This window comes from Sulfurimonas sp. NWX367, assembly GCF_039667065.1.
Classification (GTDB): Bacteria; Campylobacterota; Campylobacteria; order Campylobacterales; family Sulfurimonadaceae; genus Sulfurimonas; species Sulfurimonas hydrogeniphila.
In genome coordinates, this window is record NZ_JALCZM010000002.1 from 497,318 (window position 1) to 518,584 (window position 21,267).

A 21,267-nucleotide genomic window follows, 5' to 3' on the forward strand; every position below is an offset into this window, starting at 1 on the left:
GATGCAAAACATTATAGAAGCAATACTTTTTGGTTTTAGTGAAATACTCAATTACAAAATAATGAAACGTGCCTTGGCAATAGGGGCAGCCGTTACCATTGTCTGGTCGATCATCGGCTATTTTATGTGGGGCGGACTTATCTCTGTCGCCGCAGGTTTTATTGATTTGGTACCGTTTTCTATGCTTCGTTCAAACGGAGCCTGGATCTTCTCCTCCTTTTTATGGTTTTCTCTGGTATTGGTTACCTTTGCCTTGATTTTGGCATTTTTTGGCAATATGATTTTAGAGAGGGTTTCTAAAGAAAAGTACAGCTCCTTTTCACTGCTTGTTGTATTTTTAAGTGCTGTATTTTGGGCTGTAATATGGTTTTTTAAAGGTGCATATTTGCATGAGCAGTTTTTAAGACTTTTTAACTGGTTGCCGTTTGAGACAGTACAGGAAAGTCTGGCATATTTGCTGGGGATCTATTTTATCTACAGCGGTATCATTGTCAGTATGTTGCTGATAACAAGCTTTTTCAGTGAGGCATTGCTGGAAGATATCAATGAAGAGCATTTTCCTTATGAACCGCTTTTACAGGAAGATGAGGTCAAAGCAAGCGAAAACAGACTGCTGGATATAGCGATATATACGGTGGTTTCGATTGTCGCTTTTCCTTTGCTGTTTATCCCGGTGCTTAATTTTGTTTTGCAACTCGGCTTATGGATTTGGCTTATTAAAGATACTTTTGTCAACGACAGTGCTCTCTTGGTGATACCAAAGGAAAAAAGAGCAAAGCTTTCCGGATACAAATCGGGCTTTTTCGTTATCAGCGCCGTCACAGCACTTTTTAACTTTTTGCCGATTTTTAATATTTTTGGACCGTTTTTTGGAGAAACTGCAATGTTTTATTATTTGAAAGAAATTCAAAAGGAACTGTAGATGAAAATTGCATTTTTTGAGACAAAACCGGAAGAAAAAGCTTTTTTTCAAGAACATCTCAAAGAGCAGGAACTCTTCTTTTTTGAAGAGACTGTCAATGAGGCACTCAAAAAGACGCAGGCGTATGATGCTGTTTCTGTTTTTGTACACTCTCGCATCACCGATGAAATTTTAGAAAAACTTCCGGCACTGAAGTACCTGCAGACAAGATCAACAGGCTATGATCATATAAAATGCGATACACTCTACCGGCGCGGACTGCTTGTTTCGAATGTTGCAGGCTATGGCGGTCCTGCTGTTGCAGAGTTTGCATTTTCACTGCTTTTAAATGCCACAAGACATACACATATGGCTCTGCAGCGCACAAAACAAAACAATTTTGACTACAGTGATCTTCAGGGTATGGAAATCTCGGGAAAAACACTGGGAATACTCGGTCTTGGAACCATAGGTTCGCAAATGGCACAAATTGGCAAAGGCTTTGGAATGAAAGTAGTCGCCTGTTCAAGAACAAAAAAACCGATTGTCGATGCGTTAGGGATTGATTTTTGTGATTTGGACTCTGTGATAGCACAAAGTGATATTTTGATGCTGGCACTTCCTTTGACACCGGCTACAAAAAATATTTTGAATGAAAAAAATGCAGCAGGACTAAAAAAAGATGCCATAATTGTCAATACGGCACGCGGAGAGCTGATTGAAGATGTGCTGTACGGAAGAATGAAAAATATTCTCTGTCTCGATGTCATAAGCGACATAAAGTACATTCATCGAAATAACATTCTCTACACGCCGCATATGGCATACTATACAAAAGAGGCTCTGCAAAGAATTATGCAGATCTCTTTAGAAAACATGAAGGCGTTTCTTGCAGACAGACAGTTGCCAAACTGTCTGAAACTGGCATGTAATCGTGAGTACAGTTAGTGTTTTTTTGTACTTGTGTCCGCTTCATGTTTTGTAAGCAGTGATGCAAAATCTTTTTTGATTTTTTCATAGAGTTTTGCAACAATATTTTTCCCTTTAATCTCTTTTTCAATATTTTTAATCTCTTTTTGCAGCATCTTATACTCAGGCGCATGTTTCTTTGTATAACCCAGATAGACTGCTTTTTCAAGTTCATCCTGTGCCAAATCAAGCAGCTTGAGTGCTTTGTCTTTCTCTTTTTTATTGAGTTTGGATGCTTCGACTACCAGGCTTTGTGCCGTAATAAGCGGCAAAGGAACAATGGTTGTTTTAATGACTATACCGTTTAAGGCAGTGACAAGCATTGAAAAAGCCTCTTTGGCTTTGCCTTTGTTTAACTCTTTGAGTGCTTCTTTTGTCGCAAGCGGATACATACCCATCGGCAGATACTGTGTTGTCATTACCATTTCATCTTCTAAAGGCATGAGAATGGCTCTGGCCGCCTGTGTATCATAATCATCCAGCAGATCCTGCGCAGATTTTATGATGTGTTTGACCAGTTTGGCATCTCCTGTAAAATCATGGACTTCTATGGCATCTGCAACCGGTACGAGTGTGAGTTTCGGATTGTTTTTGAGTGCCGTGTCAAAAAGTTTAGTGGCTTTGTTGAGGGCATTTTTTGCTGTTTTTGTGTCTCTTTTTTGCAAAGCTTTAAGGGCTGCAACTGTCTGTCTGAGCGCCTGTGCAATCTCTTTTGGTGCTTTTTGCAGGGTTTGTCTGTGTTGGTCTGCTTCTTGATTGACAACATCTTTCAACCTTCGCATATCCTCTTTTTTTGCATCTGATTGAAAATATTTAGCATCCATTTTACGCATAAATTCTTCTTTGGATTGGGATTCTTCCACCTTTGCCTGGGCAGCAGCGTGACCTTTTACCGAAGTCGGATTATTAATGGCTCTCTCTTCTTTTTTTGAAACACTGTCATTGTAGCTTGCATAGAGTGCTGAGCTTGAAAGCAGTAGGGCTGCCAATACTGTTGATAATATAACTCTTTTTTTCATAACTTTATCCTTTTAATATCAAGTTTATTTAGTCTAATTATGAAATATGATTGATAACAGACAGTAAACACTGTATTGAAAATAGTTGTATATTATTGGATATTTGTTTACTGAAAAAGGAGTACAATACTTTATAAGAGCAAAAAGCAAAAAGTATTTCAAGGAGTGCAAGGATGTCAAAAAATATTAAATGGTTTCAGGAAATCGGGATAGAGGATGTTGCCGAGGTTGGCGGGAAAAATGCTTCCCTTGGAGAGATGTATCAGAACCTGACAGCGGAAGGTGTCCGTGTGCCCAATGGTTTTGCCGTTACATCGAGTGCTTACATACATGTACTGGATGCAAACAATGCCTGGGAAAAACTGCATGCACTCCTTGATAATCTTGATGTCGATAATGTTGATGCCCTGCAAAGTGCAGGAAAAAAATGCCGTGAGATAGTTTATAATGCAAAACTGCCGGATGATCTGCGTGAGGATATTGTAAAGGCGTATGAAAAACTCAAAGAAGAGTACGGGGAGAGTCTCTCTCTGGCTGTTCGCTCCTCTGCTACGGCTGAAGATTCTCCGGAAGCCTCATTTGCAGGACAAAATGACACGTATCTGAATATTTCAAGTGCAGAAGAACTGCTGGATGCTTACAAACGATGTCTGGCATCAAATTTCACAGATCGCTCTATACATTATAAATATGATAACGGTTTTGACTATCTCAAAGTCTACCTCTCTGTAGTTGTTATGAAAATGGTGCGCAGTGATATCGGGGCGAGCGGCGTCATGTTTTCACTTGATACCGAGACAGGTTTTAAAGATGTTGTTTTCATAAATGCAGCACTCGGACTTGGCGAGAATGTTGTGCAGGGAAGCATCAACCCTGATGCTTTTTATGTGCATAAACCGACATTCAACAAAGGGTTTCGTACTGTTCTCAAACGCTCTTTGGGTTCCAAAGAAAAAAAGATGATTTTTACAGATACGATAAATCTGGACAATATAGCAGTGGAATACACAAAAAACATACCGACGACAGCACAAGAGCAGAGCCGTTTCTGTATAACAGATGAAGAGGTAATGGTCCTTGCAGATTATGCCATCAAGGTGGAAAATCACTACTCAAAAAAAGCCGGTTTTACGAAACCGATGGATATGGAGTGGGCAAAAGACGGACTCGACGGGCATCTGTATATGGTGCAGGCACGCCCTGAAACGGTTGAATCTCAGAAAAAAGGCAATATTCTTGAAACCTATCATTTAAAAGAAACGGGCAGGGTTCTTGTCACCGGTCAGGCTATCGGTACAAAAATAGGACAGGGAAAAGCCCGATACATAGCAGGCGTCAAAGATCTCAATACCTTTAAAGCCGGTGAGGTACTGGTCGCAGATACCACAAACCCTGACTGGGAACCTATCATGAAAATAGCCTCTGCCATCATTACAAACAAAGGCGGAAGAACCTGTCATGCGGCAATTCTTTCACGGGAACTTGGCATACCTGCGGTTGTAGGATGCGATAATGCCACAGAGGTGCTCAAAGATGCTGATGAAGTGACTGTAAGTTGTGCCGAGGGAGAAGAGGGCCATGTGTATGAAGGTCTTTTAGATTATGAAATCATAAGAACAGACCTTTCAAATCTGCCAAAAACAAAAACAAAGATTATGATGAACCTCGGAAATCCTGATATTGCTTTTTCCCTCGCCTCTTTGCCTGTTGACGGAATAGGTCTTGCAAGAATGGAGTTTATCATTAACGAGTACATAAAAGCGCATCCGATGGCTTTGAAACATCCCCAAAAAGTGGATGAGGCAACACGAAACAAATTGGAAGAACTGACACGTGCTTATGATTCGATGGAAGATTTCTTCGTCAAAACACTCTCAGAGGGTGTGGCAACCATCGCTTCTTCTGTATACCCGAAACCCTGTGTGGTTCGCATGAGTGATTTTAAATCAAACGAATACGCAACACTGCTCGGCGGTGAGGTTTTTGAGCTTAAAGAAGATAATCCGATGATAGGTTTTCGAGGCGCTTCACGATATGCCCATCCAAACTATGAGGAAGGGTTTGCTCTGGAGTGTGCGGCTATGAAGCGTGTACGTGATGAGATGGGATTTGCAAATGTTATTTTAATGATTCCTTTTTGCCGCAGAGTGGATGAAGGAGAGCGTGTTATAGACACTATGGCAAAATATGGACTCAAACAGGGTGAAAACGGACTTGAAATTTATGTCATGTGCGAAATTCCCAACAATGTTATTCAAATAGATGCTTTTAGCAAAATATTTGACGGTTTCAGTATCGGAAGCAATGATCTGACACAGCTTACACTTGGAGTTGACCGTGACAGCGAAATCGTTGCCTTTGATTATGATGAGAGAGACGAAGGGGTCAAAGAGATGATACGGCTGGCAGTGGAAGGTTGTAAACGAAATGACCGTCACAGCGGCATCTGTGGCCAGGCACCGTCAGATTACCCTGAAATGGCGGAGTATCTTGTGCGTCTGGGTATTGATTCTATGAGTCTGAATCCTGACAGTGTCTTAAAAACCATAGAAAATGTAGGCAAACTTGAACAAAAACTTGGGAGAACATGATGAAATACAATATTCCGGCAGATGTACCAAAGAACAAAGAAGAAACATACAAAAAAAATCTCAAAAGTGCGACAAACGCTACAAACCATTTGATGCTTTTTGCAGGAGACCAGAAAGTCGAGCATTTGAACAATGATTTTTACGGCAAAGATATTCCGCTTGAAGACAACTCTCCGGAGCATCTGTTCAAAATTGCTTCACGTGCAAAAATAGGTGTATTTGCAACACAGTTTGGGCTTATCAGCAGATATGGGCGTGATTATAAAAATGTTCCTTATCTTGTAAAGCTCAACGCTAAAACAAATCTTGTCCCTTATGAGAAACAAGACCCGTATTCAAAAGCATGGTTGAGTGTCGGTGAGGTTGTTTCCTTTGCCAAAGAGAGTAAACTTGATATAAAAGGTGTCGGGTACACGCTTTATCTCGGCGGTGCGTATGAGCATGAGATGCTGACCCAGGCGGCGAGTATTGTCCATGAAGCACATAAAAACGGACTTTTGGCTGTGCTGTGGATTTATCCAAAAGGCAAATTTGTGAAAGATGAACATGACGGGCATTTAATAGCAGGTGCCGCAGGTGTCGGAGCAGCCTTGGGTGCTGATTTTGTAAAACTCAAAGTGCCATATGATAAAAAAGGAAAATTTGATCCGAAACTGTTGCGAGAGGCTACAATGGCAGCTGGCAGAACAGGTGTTCTGTGTGAGGGCGGCGCCAAAACAGATGAAAAAGAGTTTTTGACACAACTGTACGAACAAATTCACAAAGGCGGTTCTCGAGGAAATGGTACTGGGCGTAACATTCATCAAAGGCCGTTACAGGAGGCTGTAAAAATGGCAAATGCCATTTATGCAATAACTTCGCAAAATGCTACAGTAAAAGAAGCATTAAAACTACTCCAATAGGAGCGAGAAATGAAAACAGAATATGACTTAATTATTATTGGTGCAGGTCCTGCAGGAACTCCAACGGCTATGGCAGCAGCACAGTTTGGTATAAAAGTTTTGTTGATAGATAAAAGAGAAGCACCGGGCGGGGAATGTTTGTTTGAAGGATGTATTCCCTCAAAAGTGCTTGAAAATGCGGCAAACAAATATTGGGATGTGCTCACCTGCAGTACTTTTAATGTAGAGCGTAAAGGAAGCGAACAGATACATTGGGAAGCTGTTTTAGAAGATAAAGATATGATTTTGAAAAAACGCTCTATGTCCGCATTAAAGCAGATAGCCAGATTACCTTCACTCGATTTTAAACAAGGCAAAGCAGCCTTTGTTGACGGGCATACCGTAGAAGTAGGTGGAGAGCTTTTTGGTTTTAAAAAGGCACTGATTGCGACAGGTGCAAAAAGTTCAATTCCTGATATAAAAGGGAATGGGGTTGACAAAGTTTGGACAAACAGAGATTTGTTTTTTGAAGAAGAGATACCAAAAGAGTTACTTTTTATAGGTGCTGGTGCTATTAGTTGTGAATTGGTGCAAATGTTTGCAAAACTTGGCACAAAATGTCATGTGCTGGAGCGTGGTGAAAAAATCTTACAGCACATCAGTAAAGATGCAACAGACATTGTTTATAACAATATGCTTACACTTGGTATCAAAGTAGACTTGAATGCAGTGTTGGAGAAGATTGATTATGAAAATGATAAATTTATCATACATTTTAAACAAGAAGGTAAAAAACAGATTCTTGAGTATGACAATGTTGTCATGGCAACAGGTCGTGTGGCAAATCTTGATAATCTGGCCCTTGAAAAAGCTAAAGTGGCATATGATGAAAAAGGGATACTGGTTAATGAAAAACTGCAGTCATCTCAGGAACATATTTATGCCTGCGGCGATTGTATCAATAGCCCAAAATTCGCGCATACTGCAAGTTATGAAGCTGGTGTAGTTGTACACAACATGTATGCGCCAAGCCCGCATGTCGTCGATTATGATAAAAACAGCTGGGTACTTTTTAGTGATCCTCAAATCGCTGTAGTCGGAATAGATGAAAATGTTGCAAAAAAAAGAGAGATAGAGATAAGCACAGAAGTCTATAACTATGAGATAGATGCCAGAGCACAAATAGACAAAAGAACAGACGGCTTTGTGAAGTTTATTATTGACAAGAAAACAAAAATTATCATAGGTGTAGAGATTGTAAGTGCAGATGCTTCATCTCTTGCGGGAGAGGCTTCTTTGATAGTAGCAAATAAAATGACTGCTATGGACGTATTAGGGGCAATTCATCCGCATCCGACACTGGGTGAAGCTTTTGGTAAATTGGCACAGCAGATATTTTTTAAATCTATGATGCAAAAAAGCAGAAGATAAGACAAAGGTAACAGTCAATAAATGAAAATAAAAGAGAATAATTATGAAAAAACGTATAGCAATTAACGGACTCGGAAGAATAGGAAATCAGGTACTTCGGCATTATATTAACAATCTTCCAAAAAACTGTGAAATAGTTGCGGCAAACACTTCAAGTGTAGAAGATGCTGCGTACCTTCTGAAATATGATTCTGTGCATGGGCGGGCAGATTTTTCTATTGAAACAAAAGAAAACAAACTTATCATTGACGGGCATGAAATTACAATCGTCAGTAATCACAATCCGCTTGAACTGCCGTGGAAAGAGTTGGGTATAGATATTGTTATAGACTGTACCGGACGTTTTACGGATGGAACTTTGGCTGTGCAGCATATAGAAGCAGGGGCAAAAAAAGTGCTTATCTCTGCACCGGGAAAAAATGTGGATTTGACGATAGTCAAAGGTGTGAACCATCAGGAGTATGACACTGCAAAGCACCATATTGTCTCCAATGCTTCGTGCACGACAAATTCACTTGCACCTGTGATGAAAGTGCTTGAAGAGCGTTTCGGTGTGCAAAATGCCATGATTACGACAACCCATGCCTACACATCTTCACAGGTAACAGTTGACAAACGTGCAAAAAAACGCAGACGCGGTCGTGCAGCGGCTATAAACATTATACCGACGACAACGGGTGCGGCAGTCGCCACGGTTGAAGTTATTCCGGCATTGGCAGGAAAAATGGAAGCGATGGCACTGCGGGTGCCTGTTCCCGACGGTGCTATAACCGAAGTTGTGGCATTGTTGCACAGAGATGTGAGCATAGAAAGTGTCAATGAAGCTTTTTTAGAAGCTTCAGAGGGTGAATTACAGGGTATATTGGAGTTTACAAAAGATGAAATAGTCTCAAGTGATATATTGGGAAATCGTCACTCCTCTATAATAGACGGACTTTCGACATCTGTTATAGGTGGAAGAATGGTTAAAGTAATGGCGTGGTATGATAATGAATACGGGTATTCACAAAGACTGCTTGAAGTAACTGATTATATGGCTTCAAAATTATAAAAAGAGAGGATAAAAATATGAAAAGAATTGTAGCGACTGTTTTGGCAGGGAGTTTGTTTTTTAGCGGATGTGCAACACGCGGTGTTAATGAAATAGATCCGAGTGCTGTGAATTATGAATTGAGTTATCAGGTTGGCACAATTGAGTCTGTGAAACCTGTTGTTATAAGAGATAATGGCACAGGTACATTTATTGGAGCGGTATCGGGTATAGTGTTGGGCTCACTAATCGGTAAAGGCAGAGGAAGTGCTCTGGCAACACTTGCAGGCGGTTTAGGCGGTGCATATGCGGGAAGCCAACTGGGTAAAGCCAATGCCCTTGAACTCAGCGTTCTTCTGGATGACGGACGAAGAGTTGTGGTCATTGCCAAAGGTAAGGATTTTTACAAGGGCGAAAGAATCCGTATAGTCAAAAGAAATGGTCGTGTATATAGCGTCGAACCGTTTTAAGCATGTATAAGTAGTAAAACATGAACAAACTACTGGCTGAAGAGATGTACTATCTGATGGTTCTTGGACGTGCTTTTGAGTATGCGGCAAAAGAGAATTATATGCAAGGCAATATATCCGGATTTTTACATTTGGATATTGGACAGGAAGCTTTGAGTGTCGGTGCGGTAAAAGCCTTTGAAAAAGGCGATATTTTTTCAGGCTATCGTGAACACATTATGGCAATGAGCCGTGGACTTGAGCCTAAAGCTGTTATGGCGGAACTCTTTGGAAAAGTTACAGGGGTAAGCGGCGGCAAGGGCGGTTCTATGCACCTTTTTGAACCTGCGCATTTTTTTTACGGCGGAGATGCCATTGTCGGAGGACAGCTCCCTAATGCCGTAGGCTGTGCCTATGCAAGAGCTTTTTTGGAACAAGATGAGGGTGTGATGGCCATCTTCGGTGACGGAGCTACAAACGGCGGGGCTTTTTTTGAATCACTCAATATTGCCGCCACACACAAACTTCCCCTGCTTTTTTTGTGTGAAAACAACGAATATGCAATCGGAACAAATATTCAGCGAACGGCGCCTTTTCGAGAACAGGCAAAAAAAGCAGAACCCTATATGATGACCTATACCGTGGACGGAATGGACGTTGAAGCTGTGTATGAGGTAGTGAGTGAGGCAAAAAAACAGATAGAATCAGGACACGGTCCTGTTTTTGTAGAAGCCTTTACATGTAGATACGAAGGACACTCTGTCAGTGATGCAAACAGTTACAGAAGTGCGCAGGAGATGGCACACTGCAAGGCACGAGATCCGATACAGAGGTTTAAAAAAGCTTTACATGAAAAATGGCTCTGCACGAATGAAGAGATACAAAATATAGAAAAAAAAGCACACGAAGAAGTGGAAGATGCCGTGAAATATGCCGAAGAATCCCCTGAACCAGAGGCTGATGCTCTGTTTGAACATCTCTTTTACGAGGAGCGTGAAAATGTTGTATCGTGAAGCTTTAAACAAAGCACTTGATGAGGTGATGCAGGCAGATGATACGGTGGTAACACTGGGAGAAGATGTCGGACTTTACGGTGGCAGTTTTCGTGTGACGGAAGGACTGGTGGAAAAATACGGTGAGAAAAGAGTCATTGATACACCTATAGCGGAACTGAGTATTGTAGGGAATGCCGTGGGCATGGCTATAGGAGGTTTGCGACCTGTAGCAGAGATAATGACGGGCAATTTTTCTCTGCTTGCCTTTGATCAGATTATCAACCACATGGCAAAACTGCACTATATGAGCAACGGTAAAATCATATTGCCTATGGTGGTACGGTTTCCTCAGGGCGTGAGTCGTCAACTCGCAGCCCAGCACAGTGAAAGTTATGAGCAGATGCTCTGTGCGGTACCGGGACTAAGAGTGTTGAGTGTGAATGATGTCAATTATGCCTACCATGCACTCAAATATGCGATTTTGTCAGATGATCCTGTTGTGTTTATAGAGCATGAACTGCTGTATAACAAAAAGGGAGAGGTGGATTTTACACAAAAACTGAACCCTTTTCAGGCAAGAATAGCCAAAGAGGGCAGAGACATTACCATTGTGAGTTACCTGAAAATGGTTGATGATGTGATGCTGGCAGTCCCAGAGATAGAAAAAGAGCTTGGATGTTCCTGCGAAGTGATAGATTTATGCTCATTGAACCCTGTAGATTATGAAACACTGAAAAAATCTATAGAAAAAACTTCCCGTCTTGTAATGGTTGAAGAGGATCACAAAACAGGAGGCTACGGAGGACAGATAGTTTCCTGGGCGGCAGAAGAGATGTTTTATGCCTTGGATGCTCCGCCTTTGCGCCTGGCAGGAAAAGATGTGCCAGTTCCCTATAACAGAACTTTGGAACTCTTGAGTATTCCTACACCGGAGTCTATTGCTCGTGATATAGTGGCATGGGGTAAGAAAAACGATGTATGAAATAGTGATGCCACAGCTCTCCGACTCAATGGACGAGGGCAAGCTTATCAGCTGGAAAGTCAAAGAGGGACAAAAGGTAGATGTGGGAGATGTGATTGCCGAGGTTGAGAGTGACAAAGCAATTATGGAGGTACAGAGCTTTAAAAGCGGGGTTGTTGCAGAAATAAATGCAAAAGAGGGTGATGTTGTTCCTGTTGGAAAAGTTATTGCTCGGATTCAAACCAGTGAAAGTAAGAATGAAAAAGTTGTAAAAACATCAGAAACAGCAGTTGTCGAGAAACCGGTGGCAAAACAGGCAGAACCAATCCCCAAAACACCTGTTGTCAAACATCTTCAAAAAAAAGAAACAGGCGGTATATCTCCAAAAGCAAGAGCCAAAGCGGCACAGTATGGTGTCGATATGCAGAGTGTTTTGCAAAAAACAGCCAAAGATGCTTTACATGTAAAGGATGTGGAGGCATATTTAAGAGAACATTATTTTACACCAAAAGCATTACAGCTGTTGGACAGGTACGGCTTGGATCTTGCAGGATTTACACTCAACCATAAAATAAACGAAGCAGAAGTGCAGGAGTTTATTGACAAAAATGAAACACCCCTGCCACAGCCTTTGAGTCAGATGCAAAAGGCGATTATTGCCAATGTGACGGCTTCTGCACAAAAGCCTGTGTACCGTTTGTATGAGCATATTGATGCAAAACTTTTTGTGGAGCATGATGCATACAGCATAACCGCCTGGCTGATAAAGATTTTTGCAAAAGTGATGATGCAACATGAAGCATTTCGTTCACGCCTGCAAAATGATGCGCTTGTTATAAGTCCCAATGCCTCTATTGCCGTTGCTGTGGCAGATAAGAAAAATCTTTACATGCCTGTTGTCAAAGATGCGAACAAATGCTCTATAGCAGAAATTTCGGCACAGCTGCAAAGCTTTAAAACAAAGCTCAAAGCAAATTCTTTTACTGCAGCAGATATGCAGGGATCAAGCTTCGGTATTTCAAATCTTGGGATGCTGGGTGTAGAATCTTTTGATGCAATGATCAACAAGAATGACTCGGGTATCGCAGCGGTAGGAAGTTTGCAGGATGGGAAGATATCTCTCACCCTGAGTGCAGACCACAGAGTGATAAACGGCTATGAGGCAGCACTCTTTATGCAGGATCTCAAGAAAGAGGCACAAAATCCTCTTCAATTTAAGGACTGAAAGATGTATGACATAATTTTTATCGGTGGCGGATTGAACTATGCAGGAGCAATTGTTGCGGCAAAAAACGGCAAAAAAGTGGCTTTGGTTGAAAAAGATATGCGTCAGCTTGGAGGTGTCTGTCTGCATAAGGGGTGTATTCCTTCAAAAATGTTTTTACATTATGCCAATGTTGTGTATGCGTCAAAAAGTGACATTTTAGAAGGACAAACAGCACTTTCAATGCAAAAGCTTTTTCATAGAAAAACAGATTTGATAAACAATGCCTGGCAGGCAATTAAGAAACAGTGTGCGCATGTAGATTTAATAGAGGGCGAAGCCCGACTCAAAGAACCCCATAAGGTAGAAGTCAACGGTAAAATTCTTGAAGCAGAGCATATCGTCATGGGCACGGGTTCTTCGGCTTTTATTCCTGAAGGCATAGAGTATAATGCCAAGGATATTATCGTCAGTGATGAGGTGCTGATGATGCAAAAGCTGCCGGAAAAAATTGCCATTTACGGTGTCGGGGCTATAGGTTTGGAAATGGCAGGTTTTTTCGCAACGGCAGGCACACAGGTAACACTTGTCAATCGCGACGACCAAATTTTAAAACACTCAAACCCGCTTATTCAAAAAGAGATAAAAAACCAGCTTGAAAAAATCGGTGTGAAAATTCTTGAAATGCACAAAATACAAACTGCAAAAAGTACAAAAAAAGGTGTGCATATCACTTTTGAAGACAAAAGCAGTATCTATATGCCTGTTTTGCTTGTTGCAGCCGGGCGCAGACCGAATGTTGATTTTCTTACATGTAAAGAGATAGAAGTTGAAAAAGGCATTGTCACAGACAGATTTTTTGAAACAACCCTGAAAAATCATTATGCCATAGGGGACTGTAACGCAAAACTTCAGCTCGCTCATGCTGCAAGAGCAGAGGTTTTAAATGTTGTAGAGCGTATTTTAGGGAACAATCCACGTCCTCTCAATCTGGACCATGTTGTCAAATTTATACACACCCTGCCTATGAGTTATGCTGTAGTCGGAAAAACTGACGGTTTAAAATCAAGCATTGTTCCTTTGAGTCATTTTCCCTACTCTGTATATAATCATGCTGCAAAAGGAGTGATGATTACATATGCGGATCAGGAAGGATTTATCCTTGGTGCCGAAATTCTGGCACCGAATGCAGAAGAACTTGTCGCCATCGCAGGTATGAGTTTGGCTGGTGAAATGGATGCGGCGCAGGCAAAACGGACGATTTTCGGACATCCGACATTCAGTGAAGCTTTAGAGAGAACATTCTTTAAGTTATGATTGTCCATAACTGGGGTGAAATTGCATATGTTACAGCAAACAGACAGATGCACGCTTTACATGTAAAGGCACAGCAAGATACACAAAATCACCTCATACTGTGTTCGCATCCTGCGGTTTTCACAGTGGGCAGCGATGAGCAAAGGCATTTCAATGTACCCACCGTGCAAAGCGACAGAGGGGGTTCCGTTACCTGTCACTCGAGGGGACAGAACATCTTTTATTTCTGTTTTCAGGTAAAACAGCCGGCGCGATTTTATAAAAAAGTTCTTGAGGCTTTCGAGAGTTTTTTTATGAAAAATCTGCCTGCAGTCAGATATGACAAAAACAAGCCCGGTTTTTATATACAAAATCGTAAAATCGCCTCTTTGGGTTTTCGCTACTCCAGAGGGGTTTCTTTGCATGGTGTTGCTTTGAATGTTGATGTGGATTTGGACTTTCATTCACTGGTTTCACCGTGTAACCTGGCAAATATTGTACCGACTTCTTTAAAAAATGAAGGCTTGATTCTCACGTCAGAAGAAGTAAACGAGCAGATGATACAATTTATAGGAAAACATTTTGAAGATGCCGTTTAAACCAAAAGTAAAAGTGCCTGCTCCGGAGATTTTACAAAATATGCAGGATATTTTGGAAAAAAATATTTTGACAACAGTATGCGAAGCGGCAGCCTGCCCAAACAGAGCAGAGTGCTATGCGCGAAACAGTGCAACATTTATGATTTTAGGCGATACCTGCACAAGAGCCTGTGCTTTTTGCAACGTAAAAACAGGTCATGGCAGAGCTGTCGACATGAACGAACCGCAACGTCTGGCGAAGGCTGTCCAGGAGTTAGAGTTGCAGTATGTTGTGATTACATCGGTGGACAGAGATGATTTGAAAGATTACGGATCCGGGCATTTCGCACGCTGTGTCCAAGCGATAAAAGAGAAAAATCCAGAGATAAAAATAGAACTTTTAACGCCTGATTTCAAATACCATCAAGATGCCTTGCAGACAATTACAACAAGCGGTGCTGACAAACTGGCACACAACCAGGAAACTGTCAGACGATTAAGTAAAAGTATACGTCTGCAGAGTGATTATGACCGTTCATTAAAAGTTTTGGAGTATTATGCCAGATATTCACCTTTACATGTAAAGTCCTCTTTGATGTGTGGGCTTGGTGAAACAAAAAAAGAGTTGCTGGTCACAATGCAGGAGTTGCTGGATGTCGGCGTGAGTGAATTGACACTCGGACAGTATCTGCAACCGACGCAAAAACATCATAAGGTAGCAAAATATTACCCGCCGGAGTTTTTTGATGAAATGAAAGAGGAGGCCTTGTGTATGGGATTTCGTGCAGTAGCTTCAGGTATTTTGGTAAGAAGTTCTTATTTTGCAGAAAATTTGGGAGATGACTAATGAGCAAAGCAAGGTTGGTTTTAGTGCGTCACGGACAAAGTATATATAACCAAAAAAATGTTTTTACAGGATGGACAGATGTTGACTTAAGTCAGCAGGGCAGGGATGAGGCAAAAAAAGCCGGAAGAGTGTTAAAAAAGCATAATATTTATCCGGACATCTGTTTTACATCATGGCTGAAACGTGCCATTCATACAGCACAGATATTACTGCAGGAGCTGGAATGGGAGCATATAAATATGCTTAAAAGTTATAAACTCAATGAAAGACATTACGGAGACTGGCAGGGCAGAGATAAAGATACAGTCAAAAAAGAGTATGGAGAAGAAAAATTTCTGGCTGTTAGACGCGGCTATGACGTGCCGCCGCCACCTTTACATGTAAACGATAAAAGATGTGTATGGAATGATAAAAAATATGCGAATGTCAACAGAGCGCTTTTGCCTTTGTCAGAATCTTTACAGGATACAAAAAAGAGAGTGCTGCAATATTATAAAGAGCAGATTTTTTCGCAACTGCAGGAGAAAAAAACTGTGTTGATTTCGGCACACGGCAACTCTCTGCGTGCCTTGGTAATGGAACTTGAAAAAATGACTCCACAGGAGATAGTGCAATTTGAAATACCGACAGGCGAGATTATAATGTATGATTTTGACAGCGATATGAAGATACTACAGAAAAATGTTTTGATAGGTTAAACCCGAATTATGTATAATTCGACACTTTAATGAAAAACTTTATGATATTTGAATTGGATAGTTAGAGAAGGAAAAAAATGGAAAAACTAAAAGAATTTTTTGCATATGGCGAAAAAGTTCCCGGCTATGATGTACGGGTACTCAATGAGAGAGAAGCAAGAGCTGCCGCGGCAATTCTTTTTGTAGGTGCATTTATAGGGCTTACAAACGGAGTGATGCTTGGGACAGCAGTGTTTTCTAAATACTTTGTGACGTTTTTTGCTATTGATTTTACACTCAGAGTGATTCAGCCACGATATGCTCCGAGTCTGTTATTGGGACGTTTTTTTGTAAGCAATCAGACACCGGAATATGTCGGAGCCGAACAAAAACGCTTTGCCTGGGCACTGGGCATGATAATAGCCTGGCCGATGTTTTATTATCTGGTGCTTGATTTTCAGCCAAATCCGCTAAAAGTTCTTGTGTGCCTTATCTGTATGGCACTGCTCTTTTTTGAAGCAGCTTTTTCCATTTGTCTGGGATGTAAAATTTTTAATCTGGTAAAAAAGAATAAGGCAACACACTGCCCTGGCGGAGTGTGTGAGATGAAAATTAAAGAGCCTATTCAGACATTTAATCCGGTGCAAAAAAGCATTCTGATTATCACTGTGATTGTAATGGCATACGGAGCCTATGCCTACATGACGAAACTCCCGGACAGAACAAATTTGACAAAAAAGATAAAAACAATGATGCTCAGTGATGAAGAACTGCAGAGAATTGAAGATGAAAAAGCCGATCAAGAATTTGAACAAGACGATTTTTAGGAATGAACTACTATTTTGCTCTTTTAACGCTTATGCTTGGTCTCGGCTTTGCATTGCTGAGTGCCTATGTGATTTACACATACTCCAAACAAAAAAAACTGCAAAAAATCTTAGAACAGCCAATACGTCAAGAATATATAGCAATACTCAAACGTATTGTGCTCTATAACAGACTCAAAGAGGAAGAACAACAGCGCATACATAAATCTATATTGATTTTTATCAACACAAAAGAGTTTACAGGTATCAATATTGATGTGAGTGATGAAATGAAAATAGTGATTGCTTTTCATGCCTGTTTATTGGTGTTGCATGTAGAGTTTACAGCCTGTTATGAAAATCTTTCGACAATTTTGATATATCCTTATACTATGGTTGCAAGGCAGGTGAGTGCCAACGGTGGTATATACACCAAAGGTGAATTTTTGCTTGAGGGACAGTCAGCAAGTGATACCGTTGTCATCTCCTGGCATGATGCAAAAAAAGATGCCTATCATCTCCATGAAAACAATGTGTTGCTGCATGAATTTGCCCATGAAATAGACTTTCTTGACGGCAGTGCAGACGGAACACCGCCATTGCCGTATGCAAAATATCACGAGTGGGCAAAAGTGCTTTCAAGAGAGTTTAACAAACTCAGTGATGTTGCCCTGAAAAATCGTGACTGGGGGAAATACAAGCTTTTAGGTGCCTATGCCGCAACAAATGAGGCAGAATTCTTTGCCGTTGTCACGGAGCGTTATTTTGAAAAGCCTGAAGCTTTGAAAAAACACTTTCCGGAACTCTTTGAAGAGTTTAACAGCTTTTATAAAATGGAATTTAAAGGGGTTACAAATGAAGAATAAATTATTGTTAGGGATATTATTTTTCACTTTGTTATTAGATGCGGATAATATTTCATTTACATTTTATAATGATTTTTTTGGAGGAAGTGATGGACATTTTACAAATGGGGCTTCTTTTAATTGGCTTGAAGATAAGAAAAAATGTGATAATGTATATACAAATATGTTGCTATCCTTGGCACACAAGATTTCATTGCCTGTAAATGGTTCAAAAAAATATAATGCAGGTATTAGCCTTGAACAAATTATTATAACACCTGAAAATATAGATGTAAAGAATGTACAATACAATGATTTTCCATATGCAGGGTATCTTTCTATATCAAGTTTTTTATTTGAGTGGGATGATGATAGTTTTAACGAATATCGTGTGGAAATTGGTGTTATGGGGAAATATTCTGGTGCTGAATTTATTCAAAAAAAATTTCATAAAATAATAAAAAGTGAGCAGCCTCAGGGCTGGAGCACTCAGCTAGGTACCAAGTATACACTTAACTTTTTACTGCAACATGGTGTAAAAGCATGGCAAAGAAAAATAGTGAACACCTTGCAAACCGATTGGTGCTATCATTATGGCATGACTGCTGGAAATTTTGATGTTTCAGTTTTTACCGGGACTGGTATACGCATTGGAAAAAATTATGTGCAAAATTTCAATGTACATTACCCTTATTTGAAGGAAGAAGCAAATTTACTGAGTGTTGATACATTAAAACATGGTTTTGGTTGGTCGTTAAGCAGTGGTTTAGAAACAAAGGTATTATTGTATTCTGTTATATTGGATAAAGCATCTAGTGATGGTTATGCAGTACATAAGAATATTTTAAATGCTTTAGCTTATTTTTCCGGAAGTATCTATTATAATCAGCATAAATTTAGACTTTTTTATGAAATTCCAACTCCTTATATAAAAGAAGATAATGCAATTAATATTTTTGGAGGCTTTGAATATATTTATATATTTAAGTAGTGAATTCAACTGATATTTAAGCTACTTCGCTATAATCCACATGATTTACGGAGCGAGACTCTGTACTTCAATAAGGAAAATCGATGACGAAAGAGTATATATTTACTTCAGAGTCTGTAACAGAAGGGCATCCTGACAAGATGGCAGATCAGATCAGTGATGCAATTCTGGATTATATTATTGAGCATGATACCAATGCACGTGTAGCGTGTGAAACACTGGTATCAAATGGTTTTTGTGTAATTGCAGGCGAACTGAAGACGACGGCGTATGCCCCAATGCAAGAGATTGCAAGAGAAGTGATCCGAGATATCGGGTATACCGATGCAACGTATGGTTTTGATCACAGGTCAGCTGCAGTATTAAACGGCATAGGAGAACAGTCTCCTGATATCAATCAGGGGGTTGATCAGGCCGGAGGAGAAACCGGAGCAGGCGATCAGGGGTTAATGTTTGGATATGCCTGTCGTGAGACAGATGTGCTGATGCCTTTGCCTATTCACCTCTCCCACCGTTTGACAGAACGCCTGGCAGAAGTAAGAAAAGAGGGAATTATTCCCTATCTGCGTCCTGACGGAAAGGCACAAGTCAGTGTAAAGTATGTAGACGAGAAGCCTGTTTCTGTAGAAACTGTTGTTATTTCCACACAGCACGCACCTGAAGTATCGCAAGAGCAGATCCACAAAGATGTTATAGCAGAAGTGATACGAAAAGTAATTCCTGCGGAGATGATGGATGAAAACACTGTTTTTCATATCAATCCGACAGGAAAATTTGTAATCGGCGGTCCTCAGGGAGATGCCGGACTTACAGGTCGTAAAATTATTGTTGATACCTATGGAGGCAGCTGTCCACATGGCGGTGGTGCATTTTCCGGTAAAGATCCAACAAAAGTTGACCGTTCAGCCGCATATGCAGCGCGCTGGGTTGCAAAAAATCTTGTAGCCGCAGGAGCCTGTGACAAGGTGACGATTCAGGTTGCCTATGCAATCGGTGTAGTACAGCCTGTCTCAATTATGGTTGACACGCACAATACCGGCATAGTGGCAGAAGAGAAAATCCAAAGCTGTATAAAAGAGCTTTTTGATCTTTCCCCTGCCGGAATAATCAAATCACTGGATTTATTAAAGCCAATTTATCGAAAAACGGCTGCTTACGGACATTTCGGCCGTGAAAATCTTGGTTTCAACTGGGAAAAAACAGACAGAGTTGATGCAATAAAAGAGTATTTAGGCATCTAATATAGTTTAAGTGTAACCTATAAACTACAGTTTTTAAACTAGCTGAGCGCTTTTAGCTGTATTTAAAAGTCTACAGTGTATAGTTGCATTTTAATAAAAACAAGGAGAATAAAATGTCAGTTGTAATTAATGATACATGTATTAACTGTGGAGCTTGTATAGATGAGTGTCCGGTAGAAGCAATCGTAGATGAGGATGATAATCCAACAGGTGAGGATATTTATTATGTGTATCCAGACAAATGTGTAGAGTGTGTTGGACATCATGATGAGCCTGCATGTGCTACTGCTTGTCCGACTGAGGGTTGTATAACATGGGATGTTGTTGGGCCAAGTCCACAGCACCGTGAAGATATTACTGAAGAACAGCGTTTAAACCACGAACCGGTAGTAGAATAGTTATAAGAGCACTTCTGTGCTCTCATAACACTCCTTTTAATTCATTTAAATCCATAAAATTTACATTTTAAACTAAAAACAATCTTTTTTTAGATACAATTCCATTCTAATTTTATATTTTCAGAGGAGATTTGATGGAACGTACACTATCAATAATCAAACCAGATGCAGTTGCAAAAGGTGTTATAGGCAAAATTTTAGATCGTTTTGAAAGCAATGGTCTTAGAATTGCAGCAACAAAAAAACTACAGCTTTCCCGTGCTGATGCTGAGGCATTTTATGCTGTTCATGCCGAGAGACCTTTTTTCAACGACTTAGTTGATTTTATGATCAGTGGACCGGTTGTTGTTTCAGTTTTAGAAGGTGAAAATGCTATGCAGAAAAACCGTGATTTAATGGGTGCTACAAACCCTAAAGAGGCTGAAGCAGGTACTATCCGTGCAGATTTCGCTGAAAATATCGATGCAAATGCAGTTCATGGAAGTGACTCGGTTGAAAATGCTGCGAATGAAATTGCATTCTTTTTTGCTGAGAGAGAAATTTCTTAAGTATATCCGATGAGGATTGTGCTTAGAAAAGTAACAAAAACTCCTTTAGACTTTGAAGTCACCTCGAATGAAATGACTTTTAAAGGTTTTTTGGAGTACCATAGTGCAAAATTGATTCTGCTTAAAGCAAGCATCAGTGGAACACTGGAAAAATCCTGTGATATATGTGCGCAGGATTTTAATCTTAAAGTTAGTGAAGAGGTCGAATTTTTCATTAATGACGGAATATACGAAGATGACAGCAGCACTCTTTTGGATGTTGTTGAGTCTTTGGACGGTAATGTGGATCTTGAAGAGATTTTACACTCAGAGATCGAACTTATCAAAAGTGATTACCATTCATGTGGAAATTGCTCTAAACCAGAAGAAATTGAGTTTTAAACTCTTGCCTCGTTTGAGGCAAAGCTTTAGTCGTCTCAACGGCGCAATTGAAAAATTAAATTAAGGAAAAAAGTTATGGCAGTACCTAAGAGAAGAGTCTCTCATTCCCGTTCAGCGAAGAGAAGAACTCATTATAAAATTTCTTTAGCCCGTCCGGTTAAAGATAAAGACGGAACTTATAGATTACCACACCACATTAACCCAACTACCGGTGAGTATAAGTAGTCA

At 40.3% G+C, this 21,267-nt stretch carries 23 protein-coding genes; 22 read left to right on the forward strand and 1 reads right to left on the reverse strand.

Features of this window, described 5'->3' with window-relative positions; genetic code table 11:
• The first annotated feature begins 1 nt into the window (after position 1).
• Positions 2-922 (forward strand): EI24 domain-containing protein, encoded by a 921-nt coding sequence (locus tag MNY28_RS07170; protein ID WP_151900997.1) that lies wholly within the window; start codon positions 2-4, stop codon positions 920-922.
• Positions 923-1,849: an NAD(P)-dependent oxidoreductase gene (locus MNY28_RS07175; protein ID WP_346389357.1), complete on the forward strand. Its 927-nt coding sequence runs from the start codon at positions 923-925 to the stop codon at positions 1,847-1,849.
• Here MNY28_RS07175 and MNY28_RS07180 read toward each other — a convergent pair.
• Complete coding sequence (locus MNY28_RS07180; RefSeq protein WP_346389358.1) at positions 1,846-2,889, reverse strand: YfdX family protein; 1,044 nt, start codon at positions 2,887-2,889, stop codon at positions 1,846-1,848. The genes MNY28_RS07175 and MNY28_RS07180 overlap by 4 nt on opposite strands.
• A 173-nt stretch (positions 2,890-3,062) precedes the next feature.
• Between MNY28_RS07180 and ppsA the strand changes: the two genes are divergently transcribed.
• From ppsA to rpmF, 20 genes are all read left to right on the forward strand, one after another.
• Entirely contained in the window at positions 3,063-5,480 is a 2,418-nt protein-coding gene (gene ppsA, locus MNY28_RS07185) for a phosphoenolpyruvate synthase (RefSeq protein ID WP_346389359.1), read from the forward strand.
• Positions 5,480-6,382 (forward strand): aldolase, encoded by a 903-nt coding sequence (locus MNY28_RS07190; RefSeq protein WP_346389360.1) that lies wholly within the window; start codon positions 5,480-5,482, stop codon positions 6,380-6,382. Before ppsA ends, MNY28_RS07190 begins: the two co-directional genes overlap by 1 nt.
• Before the next feature lie 9 nt (positions 6,383-6,391).
• Positions 6,392-7,792 (forward strand): NAD(P)/FAD-dependent oxidoreductase, encoded by a 1,401-nt coding sequence (locus tag MNY28_RS07195; protein ID WP_346389361.1) that lies wholly within the window; start codon positions 6,392-6,394, stop codon positions 7,790-7,792.
• A gap of 43 nt (positions 7,793-7,835) precedes the next feature.
• Positions 7,836-8,843 (forward strand): type I glyceraldehyde-3-phosphate dehydrogenase, encoded by a 1,008-nt coding sequence (gap, locus tag MNY28_RS07200; RefSeq protein ID WP_346389362.1) that lies wholly within the window; start codon positions 7,836-7,838, stop codon positions 8,841-8,843.
• A 17-nt stretch (positions 8,844-8,860) separates the two neighbouring features.
• Positions 8,861-9,292, forward strand: coding sequence for a glycine zipper 2TM domain-containing protein (locus MNY28_RS07205; RefSeq protein WP_151900990.1), 432 nt, complete (start codon positions 8,861-8,863; stop codon positions 9,290-9,292).
• A gap of 20 nt (positions 9,293-9,312) precedes the next feature.
• Positions 9,313-10,284 (forward strand): thiamine pyrophosphate-dependent enzyme, encoded by a 972-nt coding sequence (locus MNY28_RS07210; RefSeq protein ID WP_346389363.1) that lies wholly within the window; start codon positions 9,313-9,315, stop codon positions 10,282-10,284.
• Complete coding sequence (locus MNY28_RS07215) at positions 10,271-11,248, forward strand: alpha-ketoacid dehydrogenase subunit beta (protein ID WP_346389364.1); 978 nt, start codon at positions 10,271-10,273, stop codon at positions 11,246-11,248. The genes MNY28_RS07210 and MNY28_RS07215 overlap by 14 nt, the downstream gene beginning before the upstream one ends.
• Positions 11,241-12,452: a dihydrolipoamide acetyltransferase family protein gene (locus MNY28_RS07220; RefSeq protein WP_151900987.1), complete on the forward strand. Its 1,212-nt coding sequence runs from the start codon at positions 11,241-11,243 to the stop codon at positions 12,450-12,452. The genes MNY28_RS07215 and MNY28_RS07220 overlap by 8 nt, the downstream gene beginning before the upstream one ends.
• A gap of 3 nt (positions 12,453-12,455) precedes the next feature.
• On the forward strand, positions 12,456-13,748 hold the full coding sequence (locus MNY28_RS07225) for an NAD(P)/FAD-dependent oxidoreductase (protein ID WP_346389365.1): 1,293 nt from the start codon (positions 12,456-12,458) through the stop codon (positions 13,746-13,748).
• A complete protein-coding gene (gene lipB / locus MNY28_RS07230; protein ID WP_346389366.1) occupies positions 13,745-14,326 on the forward strand; it encodes a lipoyl(octanoyl) transferase LipB in 582 nt (193 codons plus the stop codon). Before MNY28_RS07225 ends, lipB begins: the two co-directional genes overlap by 4 nt.
• Positions 14,316-15,152 carry a lipoyl synthase gene (gene lipA / locus MNY28_RS07235; RefSeq protein ID WP_346389573.1) on the forward strand — a complete coding sequence of 279 codons (837 nt, stop codon included), beginning with the start codon at positions 14,316-14,318 and terminating at the stop codon, positions 15,150-15,152. Before lipB ends, lipA begins: the two co-directional genes overlap by 11 nt.
• Positions 15,152-15,850: a 2,3-bisphosphoglycerate-dependent phosphoglycerate mutase gene (locus MNY28_RS07240; protein ID WP_346389367.1), complete on the forward strand. Its 699-nt coding sequence runs from the start codon at positions 15,152-15,154 to the stop codon at positions 15,848-15,850. Before lipA ends, MNY28_RS07240 begins: the two co-directional genes overlap by 1 nt.
• Before the next feature lie 77 nt (positions 15,851-15,927).
• Complete coding sequence (locus MNY28_RS07245) at positions 15,928-16,656, forward strand: DUF4395 domain-containing protein (RefSeq protein WP_151900983.1); 729 nt, start codon at positions 15,928-15,930, stop codon at positions 16,654-16,656.
• Between the two features lie 2 nt (positions 16,657-16,658).
• Positions 16,659-17,501: a M90 family metallopeptidase gene (locus MNY28_RS07250; RefSeq protein WP_346389368.1), complete on the forward strand. Its 843-nt coding sequence runs from the start codon at positions 16,659-16,661 to the stop codon at positions 17,499-17,501.
• Positions 17,491-18,471 (forward strand): lipid A deacylase LpxR family protein, encoded by a 981-nt coding sequence (locus MNY28_RS07255; RefSeq protein WP_346389369.1) that lies wholly within the window; start codon positions 17,491-17,493, stop codon positions 18,469-18,471. The genes MNY28_RS07250 and MNY28_RS07255 overlap by 11 nt, the downstream gene beginning before the upstream one ends.
• Before the next feature lie 83 nt (positions 18,472-18,554).
• On the forward strand, positions 18,555-19,712 hold the full coding sequence (gene metK / locus MNY28_RS07260) for a methionine adenosyltransferase (protein WP_151900981.1): 1,158 nt from the start codon (positions 18,555-18,557) through the stop codon (positions 19,710-19,712).
• Positions 19,713-19,825: 113 nt separating this feature from the next.
• On the forward strand, positions 19,826-20,110 hold the full coding sequence (locus MNY28_RS07265; RefSeq protein ID WP_151900980.1) for a 4Fe-4S dicluster domain-containing protein: 285 nt from the start codon (positions 19,826-19,828) through the stop codon (positions 20,108-20,110).
• 134 nt (positions 20,111-20,244) lie between these two features.
• Positions 20,245-20,658 carry a nucleoside-diphosphate kinase gene (ndk, locus tag MNY28_RS07270; RefSeq protein ID WP_151900979.1) on the forward strand — a complete coding sequence of 138 codons (414 nt, stop codon included), beginning with the start codon at positions 20,245-20,247 and terminating at the stop codon, positions 20,656-20,658.
• A gap of 9 nt (positions 20,659-20,667) precedes the next feature.
• The gene (locus MNY28_RS07275) at positions 20,668-21,039 is read left to right on the forward strand and encodes a hypothetical protein (RefSeq protein ID WP_346389370.1); all 372 of its coding nucleotides are present in this window, start codon (positions 20,668-20,670) and stop codon (positions 21,037-21,039) included.
• 75 nt (positions 21,040-21,114) lie between these two features.
• On the forward strand, positions 21,115-21,264 hold the full coding sequence (gene rpmF, locus MNY28_RS07280; protein WP_013326319.1) for a 50S ribosomal protein L32: 150 nt from the start codon (positions 21,115-21,117) through the stop codon (positions 21,262-21,264).
• Positions 21,265-21,267 lie beyond the last annotated feature (3 nt).

Coding starts and splice junctions, on each gene's coding strand:
- MNY28_RS07170 (WP_151900997.1), top strand. CDS start 2: ATGCAAAACATTATAGAAGCAATACTTTTTGGTTTTAGTGAAATACTC.
- MNY28_RS07175 (WP_346389357.1), top strand. CDS start 923: ATGAAAATTGCATTTTTTGAGACAAAACCGGAAGAAAAAGCTTTTTTT.
- MNY28_RS07180 (WP_346389358.1), bottom strand. CDS start 2,889: ATGAAAAAAAGAGTTATATTATCAACAGTATTGGCAGCCCTACTGCTT.
- ppsA (WP_346389359.1), top strand. CDS start 3,063: ATGTCAAAAAATATTAAATGGTTTCAGGAAATCGGGATAGAGGATGTT.
- MNY28_RS07190 (WP_346389360.1), top strand. CDS start 5,480: ATGAAATACAATATTCCGGCAGATGTACCAAAGAACAAAGAAGAAACA.
- MNY28_RS07195 (WP_346389361.1), top strand. CDS start 6,392: ATGAAAACAGAATATGACTTAATTATTATTGGTGCAGGTCCTGCAGGA.
- gap (WP_346389362.1), top strand. CDS start 7,836: ATGAAAAAACGTATAGCAATTAACGGACTCGGAAGAATAGGAAATCAG.
- MNY28_RS07205 (WP_151900990.1), top strand. CDS start 8,861: ATGAAAAGAATTGTAGCGACTGTTTTGGCAGGGAGTTTGTTTTTTAGC.
- MNY28_RS07210 (WP_346389363.1), top strand. CDS start 9,313: ATGAACAAACTACTGGCTGAAGAGATGTACTATCTGATGGTTCTTGGA.
- MNY28_RS07215 (WP_346389364.1), top strand. CDS start 10,271: ATGTTGTATCGTGAAGCTTTAAACAAAGCACTTGATGAGGTGATGCAG.
- MNY28_RS07220 (WP_151900987.1), top strand. CDS start 11,241: ATGTATGAAATAGTGATGCCACAGCTCTCCGACTCAATGGACGAGGGC.
- MNY28_RS07225 (WP_346389365.1), top strand. CDS start 12,456: ATGTATGACATAATTTTTATCGGTGGCGGATTGAACTATGCAGGAGCA.
- lipB (WP_346389366.1), top strand. CDS start 13,745: ATGATTGTCCATAACTGGGGTGAAATTGCATATGTTACAGCAAACAGA.
- lipA (WP_346389573.1), top strand. CDS start 14,316: ATGCCGTTTAAACCAAAAGTAAAAGTGCCTGCTCCGGAGATTTTACAA.
- MNY28_RS07240 (WP_346389367.1), top strand. CDS start 15,152: ATGAGCAAAGCAAGGTTGGTTTTAGTGCGTCACGGACAAAGTATATAT.
- MNY28_RS07245 (WP_151900983.1), top strand. CDS start 15,928: ATGGAAAAACTAAAAGAATTTTTTGCATATGGCGAAAAAGTTCCCGGC.
- MNY28_RS07250 (WP_346389368.1), top strand. CDS start 16,659: ATGAACTACTATTTTGCTCTTTTAACGCTTATGCTTGGTCTCGGCTTT.
- MNY28_RS07255 (WP_346389369.1), top strand. CDS start 17,491: ATGAAGAATAAATTATTGTTAGGGATATTATTTTTCACTTTGTTATTA.
- metK (WP_151900981.1), top strand. CDS start 18,555: ATGACGAAAGAGTATATATTTACTTCAGAGTCTGTAACAGAAGGGCAT.
- MNY28_RS07265 (WP_151900980.1), top strand. CDS start 19,826: ATGTCAGTTGTAATTAATGATACATGTATTAACTGTGGAGCTTGTATA.
- ndk (WP_151900979.1), top strand. CDS start 20,245: ATGGAACGTACACTATCAATAATCAAACCAGATGCAGTTGCAAAAGGT.
- MNY28_RS07275 (WP_346389370.1), top strand. CDS start 20,668: ATGAGGATTGTGCTTAGAAAAGTAACAAAAACTCCTTTAGACTTTGAA.
- rpmF (WP_013326319.1), top strand. CDS start 21,115: ATGGCAGTACCTAAGAGAAGAGTCTCTCATTCCCGTTCAGCGAAGAGA.